Here is a 17,756-nt window from a genome sequence, read left to right as displayed (position 1 = left end):
TCGCGACGCTTCTGCGTGCTGCCCCGAACCACCGGGCAAGAGTATCAGCCGACTGAAGTGTCAAGGCGCTTGTTTGCCCGGTACTGACGAGTTCTATGCTCGCGGCATGGCTGATGTTCTTCCTCTGGTCGAGGCCCGGTTGCGTACCGCGCTGGGTGAACCGGACGCGCGCGCGGGCGTCACCTTTCTGGGTACGGACCGCATCGAGGTGCTGCGTTTCCAGGACATCGGCCAGGAGCCGGCCGTCGTCCGTTACGCCACACTCGGGATGTCCGCCCAGCCGATGAGCGACCCCACCGCGGTGCTGGCCGACCCGGTCAAGGGCCCGCGCGCCGAGCTGATCCTTTCCGTGCGCAGTGGTGTTGTGGACACCGACAAGGTGCTGCGTCCGCTCGCCGTTCTTGCCGCGTCCCCGCAGGTCGAGGGCGTGATCGTGGCCCCGGGCGCCTCGCTCGACATCGGCGAGCCGCTGTGGCCCGGCGCCCCCTTCACCTCGGTCCTGGTCGCCGAGCCGGGCGGACTGGTGGAGGACCTGGAACTCGACGAGCCTCTGGATCCCGTACGGTTCCTGCCCCTCCTCCCGATGACTCCGAACGAGGCCGCCTGGAAGCGCGTGCACGGTGCCCAGGCGCTCCAGGAGCGATGGCTGACGAACGGGACGGACCTGAGGGATCCGTCCCGGAAATCCGTCCCGCTGGACTGACCCCCGCGTGAGGAAGGTCACCAATCGGTGGCCGAAAAGTGTCAGTTGGCGAAGACGGCGACGCCGTCCTCGGTCGCGGCGGAGGCGAGCCGATGCGGCTGGAGACGAAGCCGGCCTTCGGCTGTCGCAGGATGCCGCCGGCTCCCGTGGCTCCCGCGGCTCCCGTGTCGAAGGGGTCCTGGGTCGCTCCCGTCACGTTCTCCCGCGCCCGGATGGGTGATCGTCCTTGACGTGGCGGTGCAGGGGTAGGACCGTGGGGCTCTATGAGGGGCGAACCCAGTTGCCCGAAGTGTGGTGGCCGGGTCAGGGCTCCCGGACTCTTCGCCGATACCTGGCAGTGCGATGTGCACGGCACCGTGCATCCGGTGCAGCCCGTGATCCCGCCCAGCGTCGAGGCCCTCGAAGTCGTGGTGCACCGCACGCAGGTGCCGGTGTGGATGCCGTGGCCGCTGCCGGTCGGTTGGCTGTTCACGGGCGTGGCCTGCGCGGGCGACGACCGCAGCGGCGGGCGCGCCACCGCCGTGGCCTGTTCCGGACCTGGCCCGATCGGCGGCATGGGCGAACTGATCCTGATCGCCGAGGAACTCGGCGTCGGCCTCGGCGCGCGGTACGCGGGCATCGACGGCCCGGATCCGGGGCCGTACATGAGCGTCGAGAAGCCGCCCCAGGCCAAGGTCCTGGCCGCCGGCCGCCCGACCCCGCTCTGGCACGTCTCCGCCACGCCGGACGACCGCGCCGTCTTCGCGGGCGAGGCGCTCGGGATGTGGCTATGGGCGGTCGTGTGGCCCGAGCAGTCGGGGCTGTTGATGTACGACGAGCTGGTGCTGACGGATCTGCGGGATGCGGGGGCGGAGGTGGAGTTGGTGCCGTGTGGGGCGTTGTCGCCGCGCTTGCTCGAGCCGTAGGGCGGGTGAGGTTCGGGGTGCGTGAGGGCGGTGGCCGACTGTAGGTCGTCGTGGGCCGGTCGCGCCCACGCGGCGGAGCCGCACATCGATACAGCCCCGCGCCCCTGGGTGGGTTGGTGTAGGGGGTGCTTGGTATGTGCGGGTGTGACAGAGGGCGCTGGAAATCTGGTTATCCTGGAGCAGCCCTTCCGTTCCGTCGCCCTCTGGAGTTCGCGTAGTGCGCATCGATCTGCACACCCACTCCACCGCCTCCGACGGTACGGACACCCCCACCGAGCTCGTGCGCAATGCTGCCGCGGCCGGTCTGGACGTCGTCGCGCTGACCGATCACGACACCACCCGCGGGCACGCCGAGGCGATCGTCGCGCTGCCGGAGGGGCTCACCCTCGTCACCGGCGCCGAACTGTCCTGCCGTATCGACGGTGTGAGCATGCACATGCTGGCCTACCTCTTCGACCCGGAGGAGCCGGCGCTGCTCGCCGAGCGTGAGCTGGTGCGGGACGATCGGGTGCCGCGGGCGCGGGGCATGGTGGCCAAGCTGCAGGCGCTGGGCGTGCCGGTCACCTGGGAGCAGGTGGCGCGGATCGCCGGTGACGGCTCGGTGGGGCGTCCGCATGTCGCGACCGCCCTTGTCGAGCTGGGCGTCGTACCGACCGTGAGTGACGCGTTCACGGCGGACTGGCTGGCCGACGGCGGCCGGGCCTTCGTGGAGAAGCACGAGACCGACCCGTTCGAGGCTATCCGGCTGATCAAGGGCGCCGGTGGCGTCGCGGTGTTCGCGCACCCGGCGGCCGCCAAGCGGGGCCGGACGGTGCCGGAGTCCGCGATCGCGGAGATGGCCGCGGCCGGCCTCGACGGCATCGAGGTCGACCACATGGACCACGACGCGGACACGCGCGCGCGGCTGCGGGGCCTGGCCAAGGAGCTGGGGCTGCTGACGACCGGGTCCAGCGACTACCACGGCAGCCGGAAGACATGCGTGCTCGGGGAGAACGTGACGGATCCCGAGGTGTACGGGGAGATCACGCGGCGGGCGACCGGGGCCTTCCCGGTGCCGGGGACCGGCGGGTTCTGAGGCTCACGTCCTCACGCCAACGTTCGCCCCTTTCTCAGCAAGGCCTCCTCTGTCATGTTCGACCTCGCCGTCTTCGGCTCCCTCTTCCTGACCCTCTTCGTCATCATGGATCCCCCCGGGATCACCCCGATCTTCCTCGGGCTGACCGCCGGCCGACCGGCCAAGGTGCAGAAGCGGATGGCGTTCCAGGCCGTGTGTGTGGCCGGTGGTGTCATCACCGTCTTCGGGCTCCTCGGGCATCAGATCCTCAACTATCTGCATGTCTCCGTGCCCGCGCTGATGATCGCGGGCGGGCTGCTGCTTCTGCTGATCGCGCTGGACCTGCTCACCGGCAAGACGGACGAGCCGAAGCAGACCAAGGACGTCAACGTCGCCCTCGTACCGCTGGGTATGCCGCTGCTGGCCGGGCCGGGCGCGATCGTGTCGGTGATCCTGGCCGTGCAGAAGGCCGGCAGTGTCGCGACCCAGGTGTCGGTGTGGTCGGCGATCCTCGCCATCCACCTCGTGCTGTGGCTGGTGATGCGCTACTCGCTGCTGATCATCCGGGTCATCAAGGACGGCGGCGTGGTCCTGGTGACACGGCTCGCGGGCATGATGCTCTCCGCGATCGCCGTGCAGCAGATCATCAACGGGGTGACGCTTGTGATCCGGGGGAGCTGAGTCCCACCGGGACTCCGGTACCACCCCGGTACCCGGTACGCGCAGAGCCCCCGTACGACACCGATGCCGTACGGGGGCTCTGAAACCTGTATGAGGATCCTGGCGTTACGAGGCCGAGGTCTCGGCCGGCCGGATCCACAGCCGCTGTCCGATCGAGGCAGCCTGCTGAACGATACGGTTGACGGAGGCGGCGTCCACGACGGTGCTGTCCACGGGCGTGCCGTCGACGTCGTCGAGTCGCATGATTTCGAAGCGCAAGGCTTCTCCCTTCGTCTGGTCATCCTCCTGAGGAGAACTACTTGTGGATGGCCCACGGAGCGTCGATGCCCCGCGTTCCGTAAGTAGTCAACGAGCTGCGTGTTACAAACATTCCCTACGCTAAGGAAATTTTTCGAACGGCTAATTACTGACCGGTTAGCCACTTGAACAGGACTGACCGGGACCGGTTGTGTTCGCAGCGTGACCGCCGGGACAATGGAAGGTGATGAACGACGACCTCGCGGCCCTCAGCGCCCGCATCGACCGCACCAACGAGCTGCTCCAGCGCATGCTCGCCGAGGTGGCGAAGACGCCTTCGACCCATGCGATCTTCGTCGACGCGGGATACCTGTACGCGGCCGCGGGACGCCTGGTCGCCGGGACGGAGGACCGCCGTGCCTTGGACCTGGACACCGAAGGGCTCATCGAGGCGCTCATCGACCGGGCCCGCACGATCTTCGCGGACAGCCGGCTGCTGCGGGTCTACTGGTACGACGGCGCGAGACGCCGCATCCACACGGCCGAGCAGCAGTCGATCGCCGAACTCCCGGACGTGAAGGTCCGGCTGGGCAACCTGAACGCCAACAACCAGCAGAAGGGCGTCGACTCCCTGATCCGCTCCGACCTGGAGTCCCTCGCCCGCCACCGCGCCATCAGCGACGCGGCGCTGCTCGGCGGCGACGAGGACCTGGTCTCGGCGGTGGAGGCGGCGCAGGGGTACGGCGCGCGCGTCCACCTGTGGGGCATCGAGGCACCGGAAGGCCGCAACCAGGCCGAGCCCCTGCTCTGGGAGGTCGACAGCCAGCGCACCTTCGACCTCGACTTCTTCAAGCCGTACGTCTCCCGGCGCACGGCCCCCGCCTACGAGGCGACGGCGACCCGCCCCACCCGCGAGGACGTCCGTTTCGTCGGCGCGCAGATCGCGGCGAAGTGGCTGGCGGCGAGGGGCCGCGACTCACTGGTGGAACTCCTGCCCGGCCACCCGTACCTGCCCGGGTCGGTGGACCAGGACCTGCTGGTGGAGGCGGAGGGCCTCCTGCAGTACTCGCTCCGCGGCCAGGCCGACCTGCGCCGGGTCCTGCGGGACGGTTTCTGGGAGCACTTGCGGACGCAGTACTAGCGGCTTGGTTCCGTCGCACTGTCCCAGAAGTCGGCGAGGGCACGGGCGGTCGGCAGGGGCTGGTCGGCGTTGGGGGAGTGTTCGGCTTTCGGGATGACCGTCCGGCGCGCCCCCAGCCGTAGAGCCATGCTGTCGAGCAGCGTCACCGGCCAGGTGTCGTCATGGACGCCCGACAGGACATGGAACGGGAGCGGTACGGCGGCGAGTTCGGCGACGCGATCCGGCTCCGTGCACAACTGACGACCCGTGGCGAGAAGTTGGGCGGGCTTGTTGCCCATCCAGCGTCGGCTCAGCTGCTCCATGCCGCCGATGCCGCGGGCCGGGCCGCCGACCTCCTCGGGCGGTCCCATCGCCCGGATGGCCTCCCACACCTCGGCCATGCTCATCACCGCGAGCGCGTCCCGCAGCAGCTTCACACGCTGCTGCTGCGAGTCGGAGATCTGCGCCGGGCCCGAGGAGACGAGGGTGAGCGAGAGAAAGGGGGACTGGTCGAGCAGCACGGCGGCACGGGCGATCTGCCCGCCGAGCGAGTGCCCGACCAGATGCACGGGCGTTCCGAGGGCACCGGCCTGAGCGAGCACGTCCCGCGCCAGTTCGTCCTGGGCATAGGCGGCTTCGTCATCCTGGGGCCCATCGGACTCGAACTGCCCACGCCCGTCCACGGCGACGACCCGGTACCCGCGCGCGGCCAGCGGCTCATGCAGCAGCGAGAAATCCTCCTTGCTGCCGGTGAACCCGGGCAACATCAGGGCGACACCCTTGGGTTCGATGCCCAGGGGCACCGGGGAGTCGACCACGGCGAATTCACCGCGGGGGGTGCGCAGTGGGTAGGCCTGGGCGCCCGGGGGCGGAGTGAAGGCGGGCTGGCTGCTCACGGGGGGAGGGTATCGGGTGGACGTGTCTGTCGGGGGATGGAGTCGGGTGGGGGTGGTCCACTTTTCGGCCGAGCGAGTCGGCCGGGGGTGTGGTGCACCTCTCGAGGTACCGAGTCGGGTGGTGGGTGGGCATAGGCCGGGGACCAGGGGGCGGAGCGCCCTGGCGGGGTCGAAGGGGCGGAGCCCCTGGTGATGGGACGGGTAGGGGCGGCGGGGCGAGAAACGCCAACGGCCCGGCCCACACAAGGTGAACCGGACCGTCGTACGGCAAGAGCTCAGCTCTCCGCAGGCTCCGTGGCCACCGCGGCCTTCCGGGCACGCCGCACCTTGGGCTTCACCTCGGCCGCCTCCCCCGACGCTTCCACCGCCACCGCCGCCTTACGGGTACGCCGACGCGGCGCAGCCTCCGGCTCCTCAGCAGCCTGCGCCGGAATGTCCGCCGCGAGACCGGAAGCCGCAGGCGCGGCAGCCTTGCGAGTGCGTCGACGCGGCTTGGTCTCCGCGGCCTCCGCAGCATCCCCGTCCGTCGGCTCCGTCGGCTCCGCCACCTTGGCCGCAGCGGCCTTCCGGGTACGACGAGGCTTGGCCTCAACACCCTCGGCGCTGTCGACGGCGGCTTCAGCAGCCGCCGCGGTCTTCCGCGTGCGCCGCGGCTTGGCCGCCGTACCTTCCGCACCCTCGGCGCTGTCCACGGCCGCTTCGGCCGAAACCGCGGCCTTCCGGGTGCGACGCGGCTTCACCACTTCGGCCGACGCCGACGCCGACTCCGGCTCCTGGACCGCCTGGGCCGGAATCTCGGCCGTGACGGCAGCGACGGGCTCCGCGGCCTTACGCGTACGGCGACGCGGCTTGGCCTCCGCGGCCTCGGCGGTGTCGAGAGCGGCCTCGGCGGTGGCCGTAGCCGCGGCCTTGCGGGTCCGGCGGCGCGGCTTGGTCTCCGCAGCAGCCTCCGCGGCCCCCGCGTCCGCCGTCTCAGGCGCAGCCGCAGTGGCCCCCTCGGCATTGTCGACGACGGCCTCCGCCGCGGTCGTGGCCTTGCGGGTCCGCCGACGCGGCTTGGCGACCGGAGCCTCGGGCTCCGACACCGCCGACACCGCTGCCGCGTCTGCCGTCTCCGGCACCACCGATACCGGCTCCGAAATCTCCGCCGCCGTCGGCTCGGACACCGCGGGCTCGCCCGAAGTGACCGCCGCTGCCGCGGACTTGCGGGTCCTACGGCGGCGCGGCTTGGCCTCCGGGCCCTCGAGGGACTCCGGAGCCGTACCCTCGGCCGTCGCCACGGCGGACTCAGCGGACTGAGGCGTCGCGGTCACGACGTCCGTCGCCGGCACCGCCTCCCCCGCCGCTCCGCCACGCGTGCGGCGACGGCGGCGCGGGGTACGGGTCGAGGTGGCGTCCTCCGCCGCGGTGGTCTCCTCCGGAGCGACCGCCTCGGAGGGCGCCGTCGCGTCCAAGACCGCCCCGCCGCGCGTACGACGACGGCGACGCGGCGTACGCGCCGAACGCTCACCCTCGGCCGACCGCGACTCGTCCCGACCACCCCGGCTGTCCCTGTCCCGGCCATCCCGGCCGCCGCGACCGCCTCGGTCACCGCGACCGCGCGGACCACGGCCGCCCGGCTCGCCCAGGTCCTCCAGCTCCTCCGCGGCGAGCCCGGCGCGCGTGCGCTCGGCGCGCGGCAGGACTCCCTTCGTGCCCGCGGGGATGTTCAGCTCCTCGTAGAGGTGCGGGGAGGTGGAGTACGTCTCCGGCGGATCGTTGAACTTCAGGTCCAGCGCCTTGTTGATCAGCTGCCAGCGCGGGATGTCGTCCCAGTCGACGAGCGTGATCGCGATGCCCTTGGCGCCCGCGCGGCCCGTACGGCCGATGCGGTGCAGGTACGTCTTCTCGTCTTCCGGCGACTGGTAGTTGATGACGTGGGTCACGCCCTCGACGTCGATGCCACGGGCGGCGACGTCGGTGCAGACGAGGACGTCCACCTTGCCGTTGCGGAAGGCCCGCAGGGCCTGCTCACGCGCGCCCTGGCCGAGGTCGCCGTGGACCGCGCCGGACGCGAAACCGCGCTGCTGCAGCTGGTCGGCGAGGTCCGCCGCCGTGCGCTTCGTACGGCAGAAGACCATGGCCAGTCCCCGGCCGTCGGCCTGCAGTATGCGGGCGACCATCTCCGGCTTGTCCATGTTGTGCGCGCGGTAGATGTACTGCGCGGTGTTCGCGACCGTCTTGCCCTCGTCGTCCGGCGCGGTGGCGCGGATGTGGGTGGGCTGCGACATGTAGCGGCGCGCGAGGCCGATGACCGCTCCCGGCATGGTGGCCGAGAACAGCATGGTCTGGCGGCGGGCCGGCAGCATGTTGATGATCTTCTCGACGTCGGGCAGGAAGCCCAGGTCGAGCATCTCGTCGGCCTCGTCGAGGACGAGGCACTTCACGTGCTTGAGGTTCAGCTTCTTCTGCCCGGCGAGGTCGAGCAGCCGGCCCGGGGTGCCGACGACGACGTCGATGCCCTGCTTGAGGGCCTCGACCTGGGGCTCGTACGCCCGGCCGCCGTAGATGGCGAGGACGCGGACGTTGCGCACCTTGCCCGCGGTCAGCAGGTCGTTGGTGACCTGCGTGCACAGCTCACGCGTGGGGACGACGACGAGTGCCTGCGGGGCGTCGGTGAGGGACTCGGGCTTGGCGCGCCCGGCCTCTACGTCGGCGGGGACGGTGACGCGCTCGAGGAGCGGGAGGCCGAAGCCCAGCGTCTTGCCGGTGCCGGTCTTGGCCTGGCCGATGACGTCCGTGCCGGAGAGGGCGACGGGGAGGGTCATCTCCTGGATGGGGAAGGGGTTGATGATGCCGACGGCTTCGAGGGCCTCGGCGGTCTCGGGAAGGATCCCGAGCTCTCGGAAAGTAGTCAGGGTGCTGCCTCTTCTGTGTGTGCGGCGCGAGGCGAGCTCGGGGGTCGTCTAGGACCGTGCTGGGGACGTCGACTGCCTTACGGGCGAGCCGTATGGCACGGGACCACTGCCGACGCTCTAGCGCTCGAACCGCTGAGGGTCCCCCTCCGGACTCCGTACGCACTGTGCCGTACGGACGGGAGGGCTGTCGGGTCGGAGCCGATCGGGCCACCGACCGGGCATCCTCATAACGTGCGGCCCGTCGAGTACGTCAGAGTACTCAGCGGGCGCATTACCACCATACCCCGGAATCGCGCACATGCGATGGCCGATTTGGTCACGTAGTGGTCGTCACACTGATTGACCAGGTACTTCCGTCGCGCGGCGGGCGGGCTATTGTGCGCTTCATGACGACCTCTGACAAGCCTGAGAACGCCTCCGACGCAGCAGCACGACACACCGGAGTCGCCGCCCAGGACTGGGCGCGGGCCTCCGCCGATCCGCACTACCGGGCCGCGGTCGTGGACCTGCTCGGCGCGCTCGCGTACGGGGAGCTGGCGGCCTTCGAGCGGCTCGCGGAGGACGCCAAGCTGGCGCCGACGCTGGCGGACAAGGCGGAGCTGGCGAAGATGGCGTCGGCCGAGTTCCACCACTTCGAGCAGTTGCGTGACCGGCTGACGGAGATCGGTGAGGAGCCGACCCGGGCGATGGAGCCGTTCGTCGCCGCGCTGGACGGCTTCCACAGGCAGACGGCGCCCTCGGACTGGCTGGAGGGGCTCGTCAAGGCGTACGTCGGCGACTCGATCGCCAGTGACTTCTACCGCGAGGTCGCCGCCCGCCTCGACTCGGACACCCGGGAACTCGTCCTGGCCGTGCTCGACGACACCGGGCACGCCGGCTTCGCCGTCGAGAAGGTGCGCGCGGCGATCGACGCGGACCCGCGCGTGGGCGGGCGGCTCGCGCTGTGGGCGCGGCGGCTGATGGGCGAGGCCCTGTCGCAGTCCCAGCGGGTCGTCGCCGACCGGGACGCGCTGTCGACGATGCTCGTGGGCGGCGTCGCGGACGGCTTCGACCTCGCCGAGGTCGGCCGGATGTTCTCCCGGATCACCGAGGCGCACACCAAGCGGATGGCTGCACTGGGGCTGGCGGCCTAGGTCTTCTCTCTGGGCTTGCCGGGGTGCCGCCTGTGCTTGCCGGGATGTCGCCGGGGCCTGTCTGGACGCCGAGGTCGGCGACGGCTCAGGCGGTCGCCGATCGTCGGCGAAGTCTTCCCGCGGGGCGCAGCAGCAGGGAGAGCGAGGCCGCGGAGACGACCGTCGCGCCGACGAGGATCAGCAGGACGTTGCCCGCGTCCAGCGCGCCGTGCGTGAGGAAGGCGCCGAACAGGGCCCCCGCGATTCCGGTCGCGATGACCAGGGAGCGGGCCGGCATACGGTGGGACAACCGGTGGATCGCCGCCCCCGCCAGTGCGAGACCGAGCAGAGCGGAGCCGAGCGCTTCCAAGAACATGTTGGGGTCCCTCCCACACGGCCACACTGCGCGTTACGGTCGTAGCCCGTCTTACCCGTGACCTGCGGAATCCAATCCTCAGCTGTGCGCTACTCGTGCTCCACATGGGGAGAAACACGTGGAGTGACACGTGCGGAGAAACACACGGAGAAATACAGAGAAATACATACGGAAACCGAGGGGCCCGGCGACGGACAGTCGCCGGGCCCCTCGCCGCGTAGGGCTACGCCTATGACTACAGCGCGCCGAAGCCCACCTTGCGCGGGGCCGGCTCGCCGAGCTCGACGTAGGCGAGGCGGTCCGCCGGGACCAGGACCTTGCGGCCGTGCTCGTCCACGAGGCTAAGCAGCTGCGACTTGCCGGCCAGCGCCTCGGACACCGCCCGCTCGACCTCCTCGGCACTCTGACCGCTCTCCAGAACGATCTCGCGGGGCGCGTGCTGCACGCCGATCTTGACCTCCACGGCTATGTCCCTCCGACGGTCAGTGAAGTGCGCGACCTTCCGCGCCGTACTCCGCACACATTAGCCCGGTGAGGGGACGTTCACGCACCGGGCAAGAACGCCAGGAGCGAACAGTGGGCGGGAACAAACGCCCAGCTACGCGCGTGTGCGGGTCAGTGGTGGTCCGTGCCGTGCAGCGGGAAGCCGGCGATGCCGCGCCAGGCCAGCGAGGTCAGCAGCTGGACCGCCTGGTCGCGCGGCACGCTGCGGTCGCTGTGCAGCCAGGAGCGGGCCACCACCTGGGCGAGCCCGCCGAGGCCGGAGGCCAGCAGCATCGACTCGGCCCGCGACAGGCCGGTGTCCTCGGCGATGACGTCGCAGATCGCCTCGGCGCACTCGTTCGTGACCTTGTCGACGCGCTCGCGCACCGCGGGCTCGTTCGTCAGGTCCGACTCGAACACCAGGCGGAAGGCGCCGCCGTCGTCCTCGACGTACGCGAAATAGGCGTCCATGGTCGCCCGGACACGCTGCTTGTTGTCGGTCGTCGACGCGAGCGCGTTCCGTACGGCCTGGATCAGGGACTCGCAGTGCTGGTCCAGCAGTGCGAGATACAGGTCGAGCTTGCCCGGGAAGTGCTGGTAGAGCACCGGCTTGCTGACGCCGGCGCGCTCGGCGATGTCGTCCATCGCGGCCGCGTGGTAGCCCTGTGCCACGAAGACTTCCTGGGCGGCGCCCAGCAACTGGTTCCGTCGGGCACGGCGCGGCAGGCGCGTGCCTCGCGGGCGTGCCGCCTCTGTCTGCTCGATGGCTGTCACGCCGCCTCCCAAAGTCGTCCACATGCGGTGTGCGCCGCGCGGCCATCGTACTTTTCGGTAACCCTGCTGTGCGCGGTGAGAGCGCAGAATTTCATGGACCGGACGGTGACAAATACCATGCAGGACGCTTCAAACAGGGACAGAGCGGGCACAATGCGCCGCCCCTGCTCAGAGGTGGTCTCTTCGGTACGTCACCGATAGTCGTCCTCGTCGATGGAGACCACGCGGGCCTGTTCGATGAGATCGGCTTCGTTGGCGCGGTCCGGGTCGACGCCGGTCAGCCGGTCGTCGCGGTCCGGCGTGACGTCCGTGTGCTGCTCGGCCGCGTCGACCTCGGGGGCCTCGACGTCGAACTCCTCGGCCTCCTCGGTGTCGTCGTCCACGAACGTCTCCGGGTCGGTGGGGTCAACGGCCATGGTGGGCTCCCTTCCTAGAACATCCCTGAGTGGAACAGGGGGCAACATGCGGGTGCCCTGCGTACGAGCCTAGGAGACACCCGATCTGGACGCCATTGATCTGTACGCCATCGATTCGAGCGCCTGTCTGTGACGGCGAACACGTGAATCACTGCGTGATCGTCTCGTAACATTGCCGCATGTCTTCGACCGAGCTGCCGTTCGTGCCGCCCGCCACTGTGCTCCCCAAGGTGGCACCTGTCAGGGTCGGGGAGGGCGAGCGCCTCAGGTCGGTGGGGCTGCCGGGGATCACGCTGACGATGCGGTCGAGGCCCCCCGCGCGCGAGGGGCTGCCGCCCGCGCTGTACGTCCACGGCCTCGGCGGTTCCTCGCAGAACTGGTCGGCGTTGATGCAGCTGCTGGAGGACGCCGTCGACGGCGAGGCCGTCGATCTGCCGGGCTTCGGCGACTCCCCGCCGCCGGACGACGGTGACTACTCGATAACGGGACACGCGCGCGCGGTCATCCGTTATCTCGACGCCTCCGGTCGCGGGCCGGTGCATCTCTTCGGGAACTCGCTCGGCGGCGCCGTCTCCACCCGGATCGCCGCGGTGCGGCCCGATCTCGTACGGACGCTCACCCTGGTGTCGCCCGCCCTGCCGGAGATCCGCGTCCAGCGCAGGGCCGTGCCGACGGGGCTGCTGGCGGTGCCGGGGGTGGCCGGGGTCTTCACGCGGTTCACCAGGGAGTGGACGGCGGAGCAGCGGGTCCGCGGGGTCCTGTCCTTGTGTTACGGCGATCCCGGGCGGGTGTCGCCGCAAGCGTTCCGCCACGCCGTGGAGGAGATGGAACGGCGGCTGCAGTTGCCGTACTTCTGGGACGCGATGACACGCTCCGCGCGCGGGCTCGTGAACGCGTACACGCTGGGCGGACAGCACGCGCTGTGGCGCCAGGCCGAGCGCGTCCTCGCGCCGACCCTGCTGATCTACGGCGGCCGGGACCAGCTGGTCGGCTTCCGCATGGCCCAGAAGGCGGCCCGAACTTTCCGCGACTCGCGCCTGCTTACCCTTCCGGAGGCGGGACATGTGGCGATGATGGAGTACCCGCAGGCGGTGGCCGGGGCGTTCCGGGACCTTCTCGCGGAGACGCGGGCCTCCGGCGGTGCGGCGGGTGAATCCGCCGGCTCCATGTCCTCCAGGGGCGGGGCGACCGGCTCCGGCGGCGAGAGGGTAGCCTCCGGCGGTGGGCAGGGTGGCTCCGGTGGCGGGGCCGGAATACCGGGCACGACGAACGCAGGGAGCTGAGTCGCGACGTGGGACGCCACAGTCGACGTGGACCTGCTACCAAACGTGCCCCCAAGGGCGACAACACGGACATGACGGTCCGGAGCCGGCCTCCAGGTCCGCCGACCGGCCAACAGGCGCCGCCGATGGGCGGGACGCCGGGGTACGGCACGGCTGCGCAGGGCTTCCCGCGGCCTGCGGACGGCCCTCCCGCGCGTGGGGTGCCCCGTTTGCCCGACGGGACGCCCGCGCGCGGGATGCCACGTCTTCCCGACGGCACGCCTGCCCGTGGTGTTCCGCGCATGGCGGACGGGACGCCCGCGCACGGCATTCCCCGGTTTCCCGACGGGACGCCCGCGCACGGCATTCCCCGGTTTCCCGACGGGACGCCCGCGCACGGCATTCCCCGGCTTCCCGACGGGACGCCCGCCCATGGCGTCCCACAGGTTCGGGGTGGGCATCCCGAGCAGCGTGAACCCGGTGGCGGCTGGGGTGAGTTGAGCGGGCGGGCCGGTGCCGGGTACGGCGGGCCGGGGCCCGTGATACCGCGTCAGAGGTCGGCGCCGCCGACCGGGGCGGGGCCGCGGCAGGACTACCTCGACGCCTTCGAGGCGGACGACGACGTCTTCGCGCCCCGGAGGTCCTCGGCCCAGGTCACCACGCACGCCTCCGACCCGTACGGGTCGGTCACCGCCTGGCCCACCGAGACCGGCGGCGACGGTGCCGACGGAATCGATGGCGACGACGCGCCGCCGATCGGTGAGCCCGTGCCGGCCAAGGGCGCCAAGGGGCGGACGTACACCGGGATCGCGGCCGCCGCCGTCACCACCGTGCTGGCCGTCGTCGTGGCCGGTCAGGTCACGAGCGGGCGGGACGACACCGCCGTACAGTCGCAGTCCGCCACCGACCAGGCCCGGGACGTCCGTGACTCCGCCTCGCGCGGGGAGGGGCGGCCGACGCCCGCCGAGTCGCCCGGCGTGGCGACGCTGACGTACGAGCAGAAGATGGACAAGAGGTACGCGCTCAGCGCCACGCTCAAGGGCTCGGGAAAGTTCGACGCGATCGCGGGGATCGACCAGGCGCCGGGCACCGGGCAGAAGTACACCTACCGCGTGGACGTGGAGCAGGGGCTCGGTCTGGACGGCGAACTCTTCGCCGAGGCCGTGCAGAAGACGCTCAACGACGACCGCAGCTGGGCCCACAACGGCTCTCGTACCTTCGAGCGCATCTACTCCGGCAAGCCCGACTTCGTGATCACGCTCGCCAGCCCCGGCACCACCGCCGACTGGTGCGCCAAGTCCGGTCTGGACACCACCGTGGACAACGTGTCGTGCGACTCGGCCGCCACCGAACGCGTGATGATCAATGCCTATCGATGGGCGCAGGGGTCGGAGACCTACGGGGATCAGATCCATTCGTACCGGCAGATGCTGATCAACCACGAGATCGGCCATCGGCTCGGCTACAGCCACGTCACCTGCGACAAGGACGGCGATCTCGCCCCGGTCATGCAGCAGCAGACCAAGTTCCTCGACCATGACGGAATCCACTGTCGAGCCAACCCCTGGCCCTATCCGCGGAGTTGAGCAGTCAGCCGTAGCAGGACGATCTGTGGTCGCTTGATCTCTTAGAGCGACAAAACGCGAACCGCACGCGAAAGTTACGACCGTTCACCCTTTTTGGTGGCGCGATGGACAACCGTCCGTCGCGCCACCGCCTTGTCCGCATACGTTCGTCCCGCTGTGAGCCGTCGAGACAACGGCGGCTCCCCATACGGGAGATCGGGGGTGCGCTCGTGCGCATCGGACTGCTTACGGAGGGTGGCTATCCGTATGTGAGCGGTGATGCCAGGCTCTGGTGCGACCGGCTCGTGCGCGGGCTCGGGCAGCACGAGTTCGACATCTACGCGCTCAGCCGCAGCGAGCGCCAGGAGGACGAGGGCTGGGTCCCCCTGCCGCCGCAGGTCAGCAGGGTGCGTACGGCACCGCTGTGGACGGCGGAGGACGACGGGGTCGTGTACGGGCGGCGCGCACGCCGGCGGTTCGCCGAGTGCTACGGCGACCTGGCTGCCGTGCTGTGTGCGGGAAGCGGCGTGACCCCCTCGGACGAGGCATCGGTCCCTGAGGCGGACCGTTTCGCCAGCGCCCTGTACGGGCTCGCCGAACTCGCCCGCGACGAGGGCGGACTGGTGGGAGCGCTCCGCTCCGAGACCGCCGTACGCGCCCTGGAGCGCGCCTGTCGCGCACCGGGCGCTGTGCGCGCGGCGCGCGACGCGCGCGTACCGGATCTGCTCACCGTCGCAGCACAGCTGGAACGCGCCCTGCGCCCCCTCTCGCTCGACTGGTACGAGGACGCCGGCCTCGGCTCGGTCGACCTGTGCCACGCGGCGTCCGGTGGTTCCGCCGCCCTGCCCGGCCTGCTCGCGCACCACTTCTGCGGCGTACCCCTGCTGGTGACCGAGTATGGCGTGCGGCTGCGCACCCACTACCTCACCGCCACGGAGGCCTCGCCCGCCGTGCGGGCCCTGCTCACCGCCTTCCACGGCAGGCTCGCCGCCGAGATCTACGACCGGGCCGCGATCGTCACGCCCGGCAACGCGCACGCCCGCCGCTGGCAGGAGCGCTGCGGCGCCGGCCGCGAGAAGCTGCGCACGGTCTACCCGGGCATGGAGGCCGCCCATTTCGCGGAGGTCGGCGAGTCACCGGAGTGCGCGGACCCGCACGCCCTGGTGTGGGTCGGCCGGGTGGAGCCGGCCAAGGACCTGGTGTCACTGCTGCACGCCTTCGCCGAGATCCGCAAGGAAGAGCCCAAGACCCGCCTGCGGATCGTCGGCGCGCCCTCCGGCCCGGAAGGCGCGGCCTACCTCGGCCACTGCAAGGCCCTGGCCGCGCAGCTCTTCCCGGACGAGGCGGAGGGCCCGCACGCCGTCGGCGACAATCCGGTCTCCTTCGAGGAGATCGGCGGCCCGGAGCTGCCGACCCTCGCCGACGCGTATGCCGCGGGTGCCGTGACCGTCCTGTCCAGCGTCGTCGAGGGCTTCCCGATCAGCCTCGTCGAGGCCATGTTCTGCGGCCGCGCGACGGTCTCGACGGACGTCGGCGCGGTCGTCGAGGTCATCGGCGGCACCGGACTCGTCGTGCCCCCGCGCAATCCGCGGGCGCTCGCCGAGTCCTGCGTCGCGCTGCTGCGCGACCCTGAGCGCCGTACGCGCCTGGGCGCCGCCGCCCGCGCCCGCGCGCTGGAACTGTTCACCGTCGAGCAGAACATCGCGGCATTTCACAGCACTTACCTGGAAATCGTCTCGCGTACCCCCGTCCGGCGTGTCGCCCTCGACGAAACCGGCGCACCCCTGCCGTTCGCCTCCCCCGCCGAGGCTCACGTACCCGGCCGCTGGACCGGTCGGAGCGCGCGCGTCGTGGCCCGCGGCGGCCCCGGCTGGGCCGCGGGACCGCCGGTACGAGCCACGGCACCGGTCCCCGCCAGGGAGGGCGCGTGATGAGCGCACCGGACCGCCCCGTAACCCCGGACCGCCCCGGAACCCCGGACCGCCCCGGAACCCCGGACCGCCCCGGAACGCCGGACCGCCCCGGAGCATGGGACGCACCGTCGGAGGAGTGGCTCGGGACGGAAGCGGACGTAAAGGCCTCCCAAGGAACGACCGGGACCACACCCGGCCGCACGGCGACCACAACTCGCCCCTCCACAGCCCGCCGTACCGCCGCCGACCCCGTCAAGGCCCTGATGCACTGCCACCGCGAACTGTGCGAACGGGCCGTGGATCCCCTGGAGATCGCGGCAGGCCTGGAGGCCCACGGCATCACGGACCGCACCGCGGCACGCTTCCGCCACCGGGACGTCTTCTCCCTCGCCGAGGAGATGTACGCCCGCGTCTCCCGCGACGACGAGACACCCCCGCGCCCCACACCTCAGCCGAACCACACCTCTCGCGCCGCCTGGGCCCTGCTCACTCTCCTCCCCGGAGCCCTCTGCACAGCCACCGTGATCGCCCTGCGCCTCACCCAGGGCCAGACCCGCCTCACCGTGGCCGCCACAGGCACGCTCGCCGTCGCCCTGGCCCTACGCGCCGCCCTGGCCCGCGGCCCACTCAGCACCACAACCCGCACCCGCACGACCAGCACCTGGACGTACTGGCTCATCGCCTACGCCCTCCTCGGCGACGGCCTGCTCCAGGCGGCCCTCGCAGGCGGCCCCGACGGCCTTCCCGACGGCACCCCGGACGCACCCTGGGCCCTCACCACCGCCCCGGTCCTGGCCCTCACCCTGTCCTGCGCCCCCGCGGCCTGGATCGCCCACTTCTTCGCAACAAGAGCCCGCCGCAAACTGACGGCCAGCCGAGGCCTGGCGGACTTCGCCGCCTCCGTACGCCCCCTGCTGTTCGCCACGTTCACCCTGTTCCTCGGCGCCCTCATCGCCCTCCTGGCGGCGTGCGGCGCGGCCCTCGACGAACCCGTCCCCTACGCCCAGACCACCACCCTGGGTGCCCTCCTGCTCCTGGCCCGCCTCCTCACCACGCACAGTTTCAACCACGCCCCAAAGGTCATCCTCACGGCCACAGCCACCGCCCAGGCAACGGCCCTGGCCACGATCTTCACAGCCCGCCTCCCCGGCTGCGACGCCCTGGCCACCCCGATCCAGATCCTCACGGACACCTGGGGCCCGGGCAGCATCCAGACACTGACCTGCGGAACAGGCGCACTGATCCTCCTGCTCCACGCAACCCGCAGGCTCACGCGAGCGTCGGCCCACGCACCGAGGGAGAAGCCGTGCTGACGCGGCGGCGTGTGCTCCCCCCTCCCCGCAGTCGCGTACGGCGGGAAGG

The 17,756-nt window shown here is 71.1% G+C and carries 17 protein-coding genes; 10 read left to right on the top strand and 7 right to left on the bottom strand.

What is annotated here, in order from left to right; genetic code table 11:
- Positions 1 to 106 precede the first annotated feature (106 nt).
- The 4 genes from CLM62_RS07490 (at position 107) to CLM62_RS07475 (ending at position 3,343) form a co-directional block, all read left to right on the top strand.
- The gene (locus CLM62_RS07490) at positions 107 to 703 is read left to right on the top strand and encodes a suppressor of fused domain protein (RefSeq protein ID WP_095749067.1); all 597 of its coding nucleotides are present in this window, start codon (positions 107 to 109) and stop codon (positions 701 to 703) included.
- A 263-nt stretch (positions 704 to 966) separates the two neighbouring features.
- Positions 967 to 1,608: a DUF6758 family protein gene (locus tag CLM62_RS07485; protein WP_095749066.1), complete on the top strand. Its 642-nt coding sequence runs from the start codon at positions 967 to 969 to the stop codon at positions 1,606 to 1,608.
- Positions 1,609 to 1,825: 217 nt separating this feature from the next.
- The gene (locus CLM62_RS07480) at positions 1,826 to 2,683 is read left to right on the top strand and encodes a PHP domain-containing protein (protein ID WP_095749065.1); all 858 of its coding nucleotides are present in this window, start codon (positions 1,826 to 1,828) and stop codon (positions 2,681 to 2,683) included.
- 54 nt (positions 2,684 to 2,737) lie between these two features.
- Positions 2,738 to 3,343 (top strand): MarC family protein, encoded by a 606-nt coding sequence (locus tag CLM62_RS07475; protein WP_095749064.1) that lies wholly within the window; start codon positions 2,738 to 2,740, stop codon positions 3,341 to 3,343.
- A 105-nt stretch (positions 3,344 to 3,448) separates the two neighbouring features.
- Here CLM62_RS07475 and CLM62_RS07470 read toward each other — a convergent pair whose 3' ends face one another.
- Positions 3,449 to 3,601: a hypothetical protein gene (locus CLM62_RS07470; RefSeq protein WP_095749063.1), complete on the bottom strand. Its 153-nt coding sequence runs from the start codon at positions 3,599 to 3,601 to the stop codon at positions 3,449 to 3,451.
- 226 nt (positions 3,602 to 3,827) lie between these two features.
- On the opposite strand from CLM62_RS07470, the gene CLM62_RS07465 reads away from it, so the two are divergent.
- The gene (locus CLM62_RS07465) at positions 3,828 to 4,721 is read left to right on the top strand and encodes an NYN domain-containing protein (RefSeq protein WP_095749062.1); all 894 of its coding nucleotides are present in this window, start codon (positions 3,828 to 3,830) and stop codon (positions 4,719 to 4,721) included.
- On the opposite strand, the gene CLM62_RS07460 is transcribed toward CLM62_RS07465, so the two are convergent.
- Together CLM62_RS07460 and CLM62_RS07455 are read right to left on the bottom strand one after the other, a co-directional pair.
- Positions 4,718 to 5,596, bottom strand: coding sequence for an alpha/beta fold hydrolase (locus tag CLM62_RS07460; protein WP_095749061.1), 879 nt, complete (start codon positions 5,594 to 5,596; stop codon positions 4,718 to 4,720). The genes CLM62_RS07465 and CLM62_RS07460 overlap by 4 nt on opposite strands.
- A gap of 275 nt (positions 5,597 to 5,871) precedes the next feature.
- The gene (locus CLM62_RS07455) at positions 5,872 to 8,403 is read right to left on the bottom strand and encodes a DEAD/DEAH box helicase (protein ID WP_095749060.1); all 2,532 of its coding nucleotides are present in this window, start codon (positions 8,401 to 8,403) and stop codon (positions 5,872 to 5,874) included.
- Between the two features lie 467 nt (positions 8,404 to 8,870).
- Between CLM62_RS07455 and CLM62_RS07445 the strand changes: the two genes are divergently transcribed.
- Entirely contained in the window at positions 8,871 to 9,626 is a 756-nt protein-coding gene (locus tag CLM62_RS07445) for a ferritin-like fold-containing protein (protein WP_095749059.1), read from the top strand.
- Between the two features lie 85 nt (positions 9,627 to 9,711).
- Here the strand turns inward: CLM62_RS07445 and CLM62_RS07440 are convergent, their stop codons facing one another.
- From CLM62_RS07440 to CLM62_RS07425, 4 genes are all read right to left on the bottom strand, one after another.
- The gene (locus CLM62_RS07440; RefSeq protein ID WP_095749058.1) at positions 9,712 to 9,981 is read right to left on the bottom strand and encodes a hypothetical protein; all 270 of its coding nucleotides are present in this window, start codon (positions 9,979 to 9,981) and stop codon (positions 9,712 to 9,714) included.
- A 235-nt stretch (positions 9,982 to 10,216) separates the two neighbouring features.
- Complete coding sequence (locus CLM62_RS07435; RefSeq protein ID WP_019754243.1) at positions 10,217 to 10,444, bottom strand: DUF3107 domain-containing protein; 228 nt, start codon at positions 10,442 to 10,444, stop codon at positions 10,217 to 10,219.
- Positions 10,445 to 10,596: 152 nt separating this feature from the next.
- On the bottom strand, positions 10,597 to 11,238 hold the full coding sequence (locus CLM62_RS07430; RefSeq protein ID WP_095749057.1) for a TetR/AcrR family transcriptional regulator: 642 nt from the start codon (positions 11,236 to 11,238) through the stop codon (positions 10,597 to 10,599).
- A 191-nt stretch (positions 11,239 to 11,429) separates the two neighbouring features.
- Positions 11,430 to 11,654 (bottom strand): hypothetical protein, encoded by a 225-nt coding sequence (locus CLM62_RS07425; RefSeq protein WP_095749056.1) that lies wholly within the window; start codon positions 11,652 to 11,654, stop codon positions 11,430 to 11,432.
- A gap of 179 nt (positions 11,655 to 11,833) precedes the next feature.
- Here CLM62_RS07425 and CLM62_RS07420 point away from each other — a divergent pair, with 179 nt between their 5' ends.
- From CLM62_RS07420 to CLM62_RS51165, 4 genes are all read left to right on the top strand, one after another.
- Positions 11,834 to 12,937 carry an alpha/beta fold hydrolase gene (locus CLM62_RS07420; RefSeq protein WP_257003708.1) on the top strand — a complete coding sequence of 368 codons (1,104 nt, stop codon included), beginning with the start codon at positions 11,834 to 11,836 and terminating at the stop codon, positions 12,935 to 12,937.
- An 8-nt stretch (positions 12,938 to 12,945) separates the two neighbouring features.
- Positions 12,946 to 14,502, top strand: coding sequence for a DUF3152 domain-containing protein (locus CLM62_RS07415; RefSeq protein ID WP_373559117.1), 1,557 nt, complete (start codon positions 12,946 to 12,948; stop codon positions 14,500 to 14,502).
- Positions 14,503 to 14,711: 209 nt separating this feature from the next.
- Positions 14,712 to 16,412, top strand: coding sequence for a DUF3492 domain-containing protein (locus tag CLM62_RS07410; RefSeq protein ID WP_257003707.1), 1,701 nt, complete (start codon positions 14,712 to 14,714; stop codon positions 16,410 to 16,412).
- Complete coding sequence (locus CLM62_RS51165; protein WP_095749053.1) at positions 16,412 to 17,707, top strand: hypothetical protein; 1,296 nt, start codon at positions 16,412 to 16,414, stop codon at positions 17,705 to 17,707. Before CLM62_RS07410 ends, CLM62_RS51165 begins: the two co-directional genes overlap by 1 nt.
- Positions 17,708 to 17,756: the final 49 nt, after the last annotated feature.

The sequence above is a fragment of the Streptomyces sp. SA15 genome, assembly GCF_002291145.1.
GTDB lineage: Bacteria > Actinomycetota > Actinomycetes > Streptomycetales > Streptomycetaceae > Streptomyces.
This window is presented reverse-complemented; position numbering and strand designations above follow the sequence as displayed.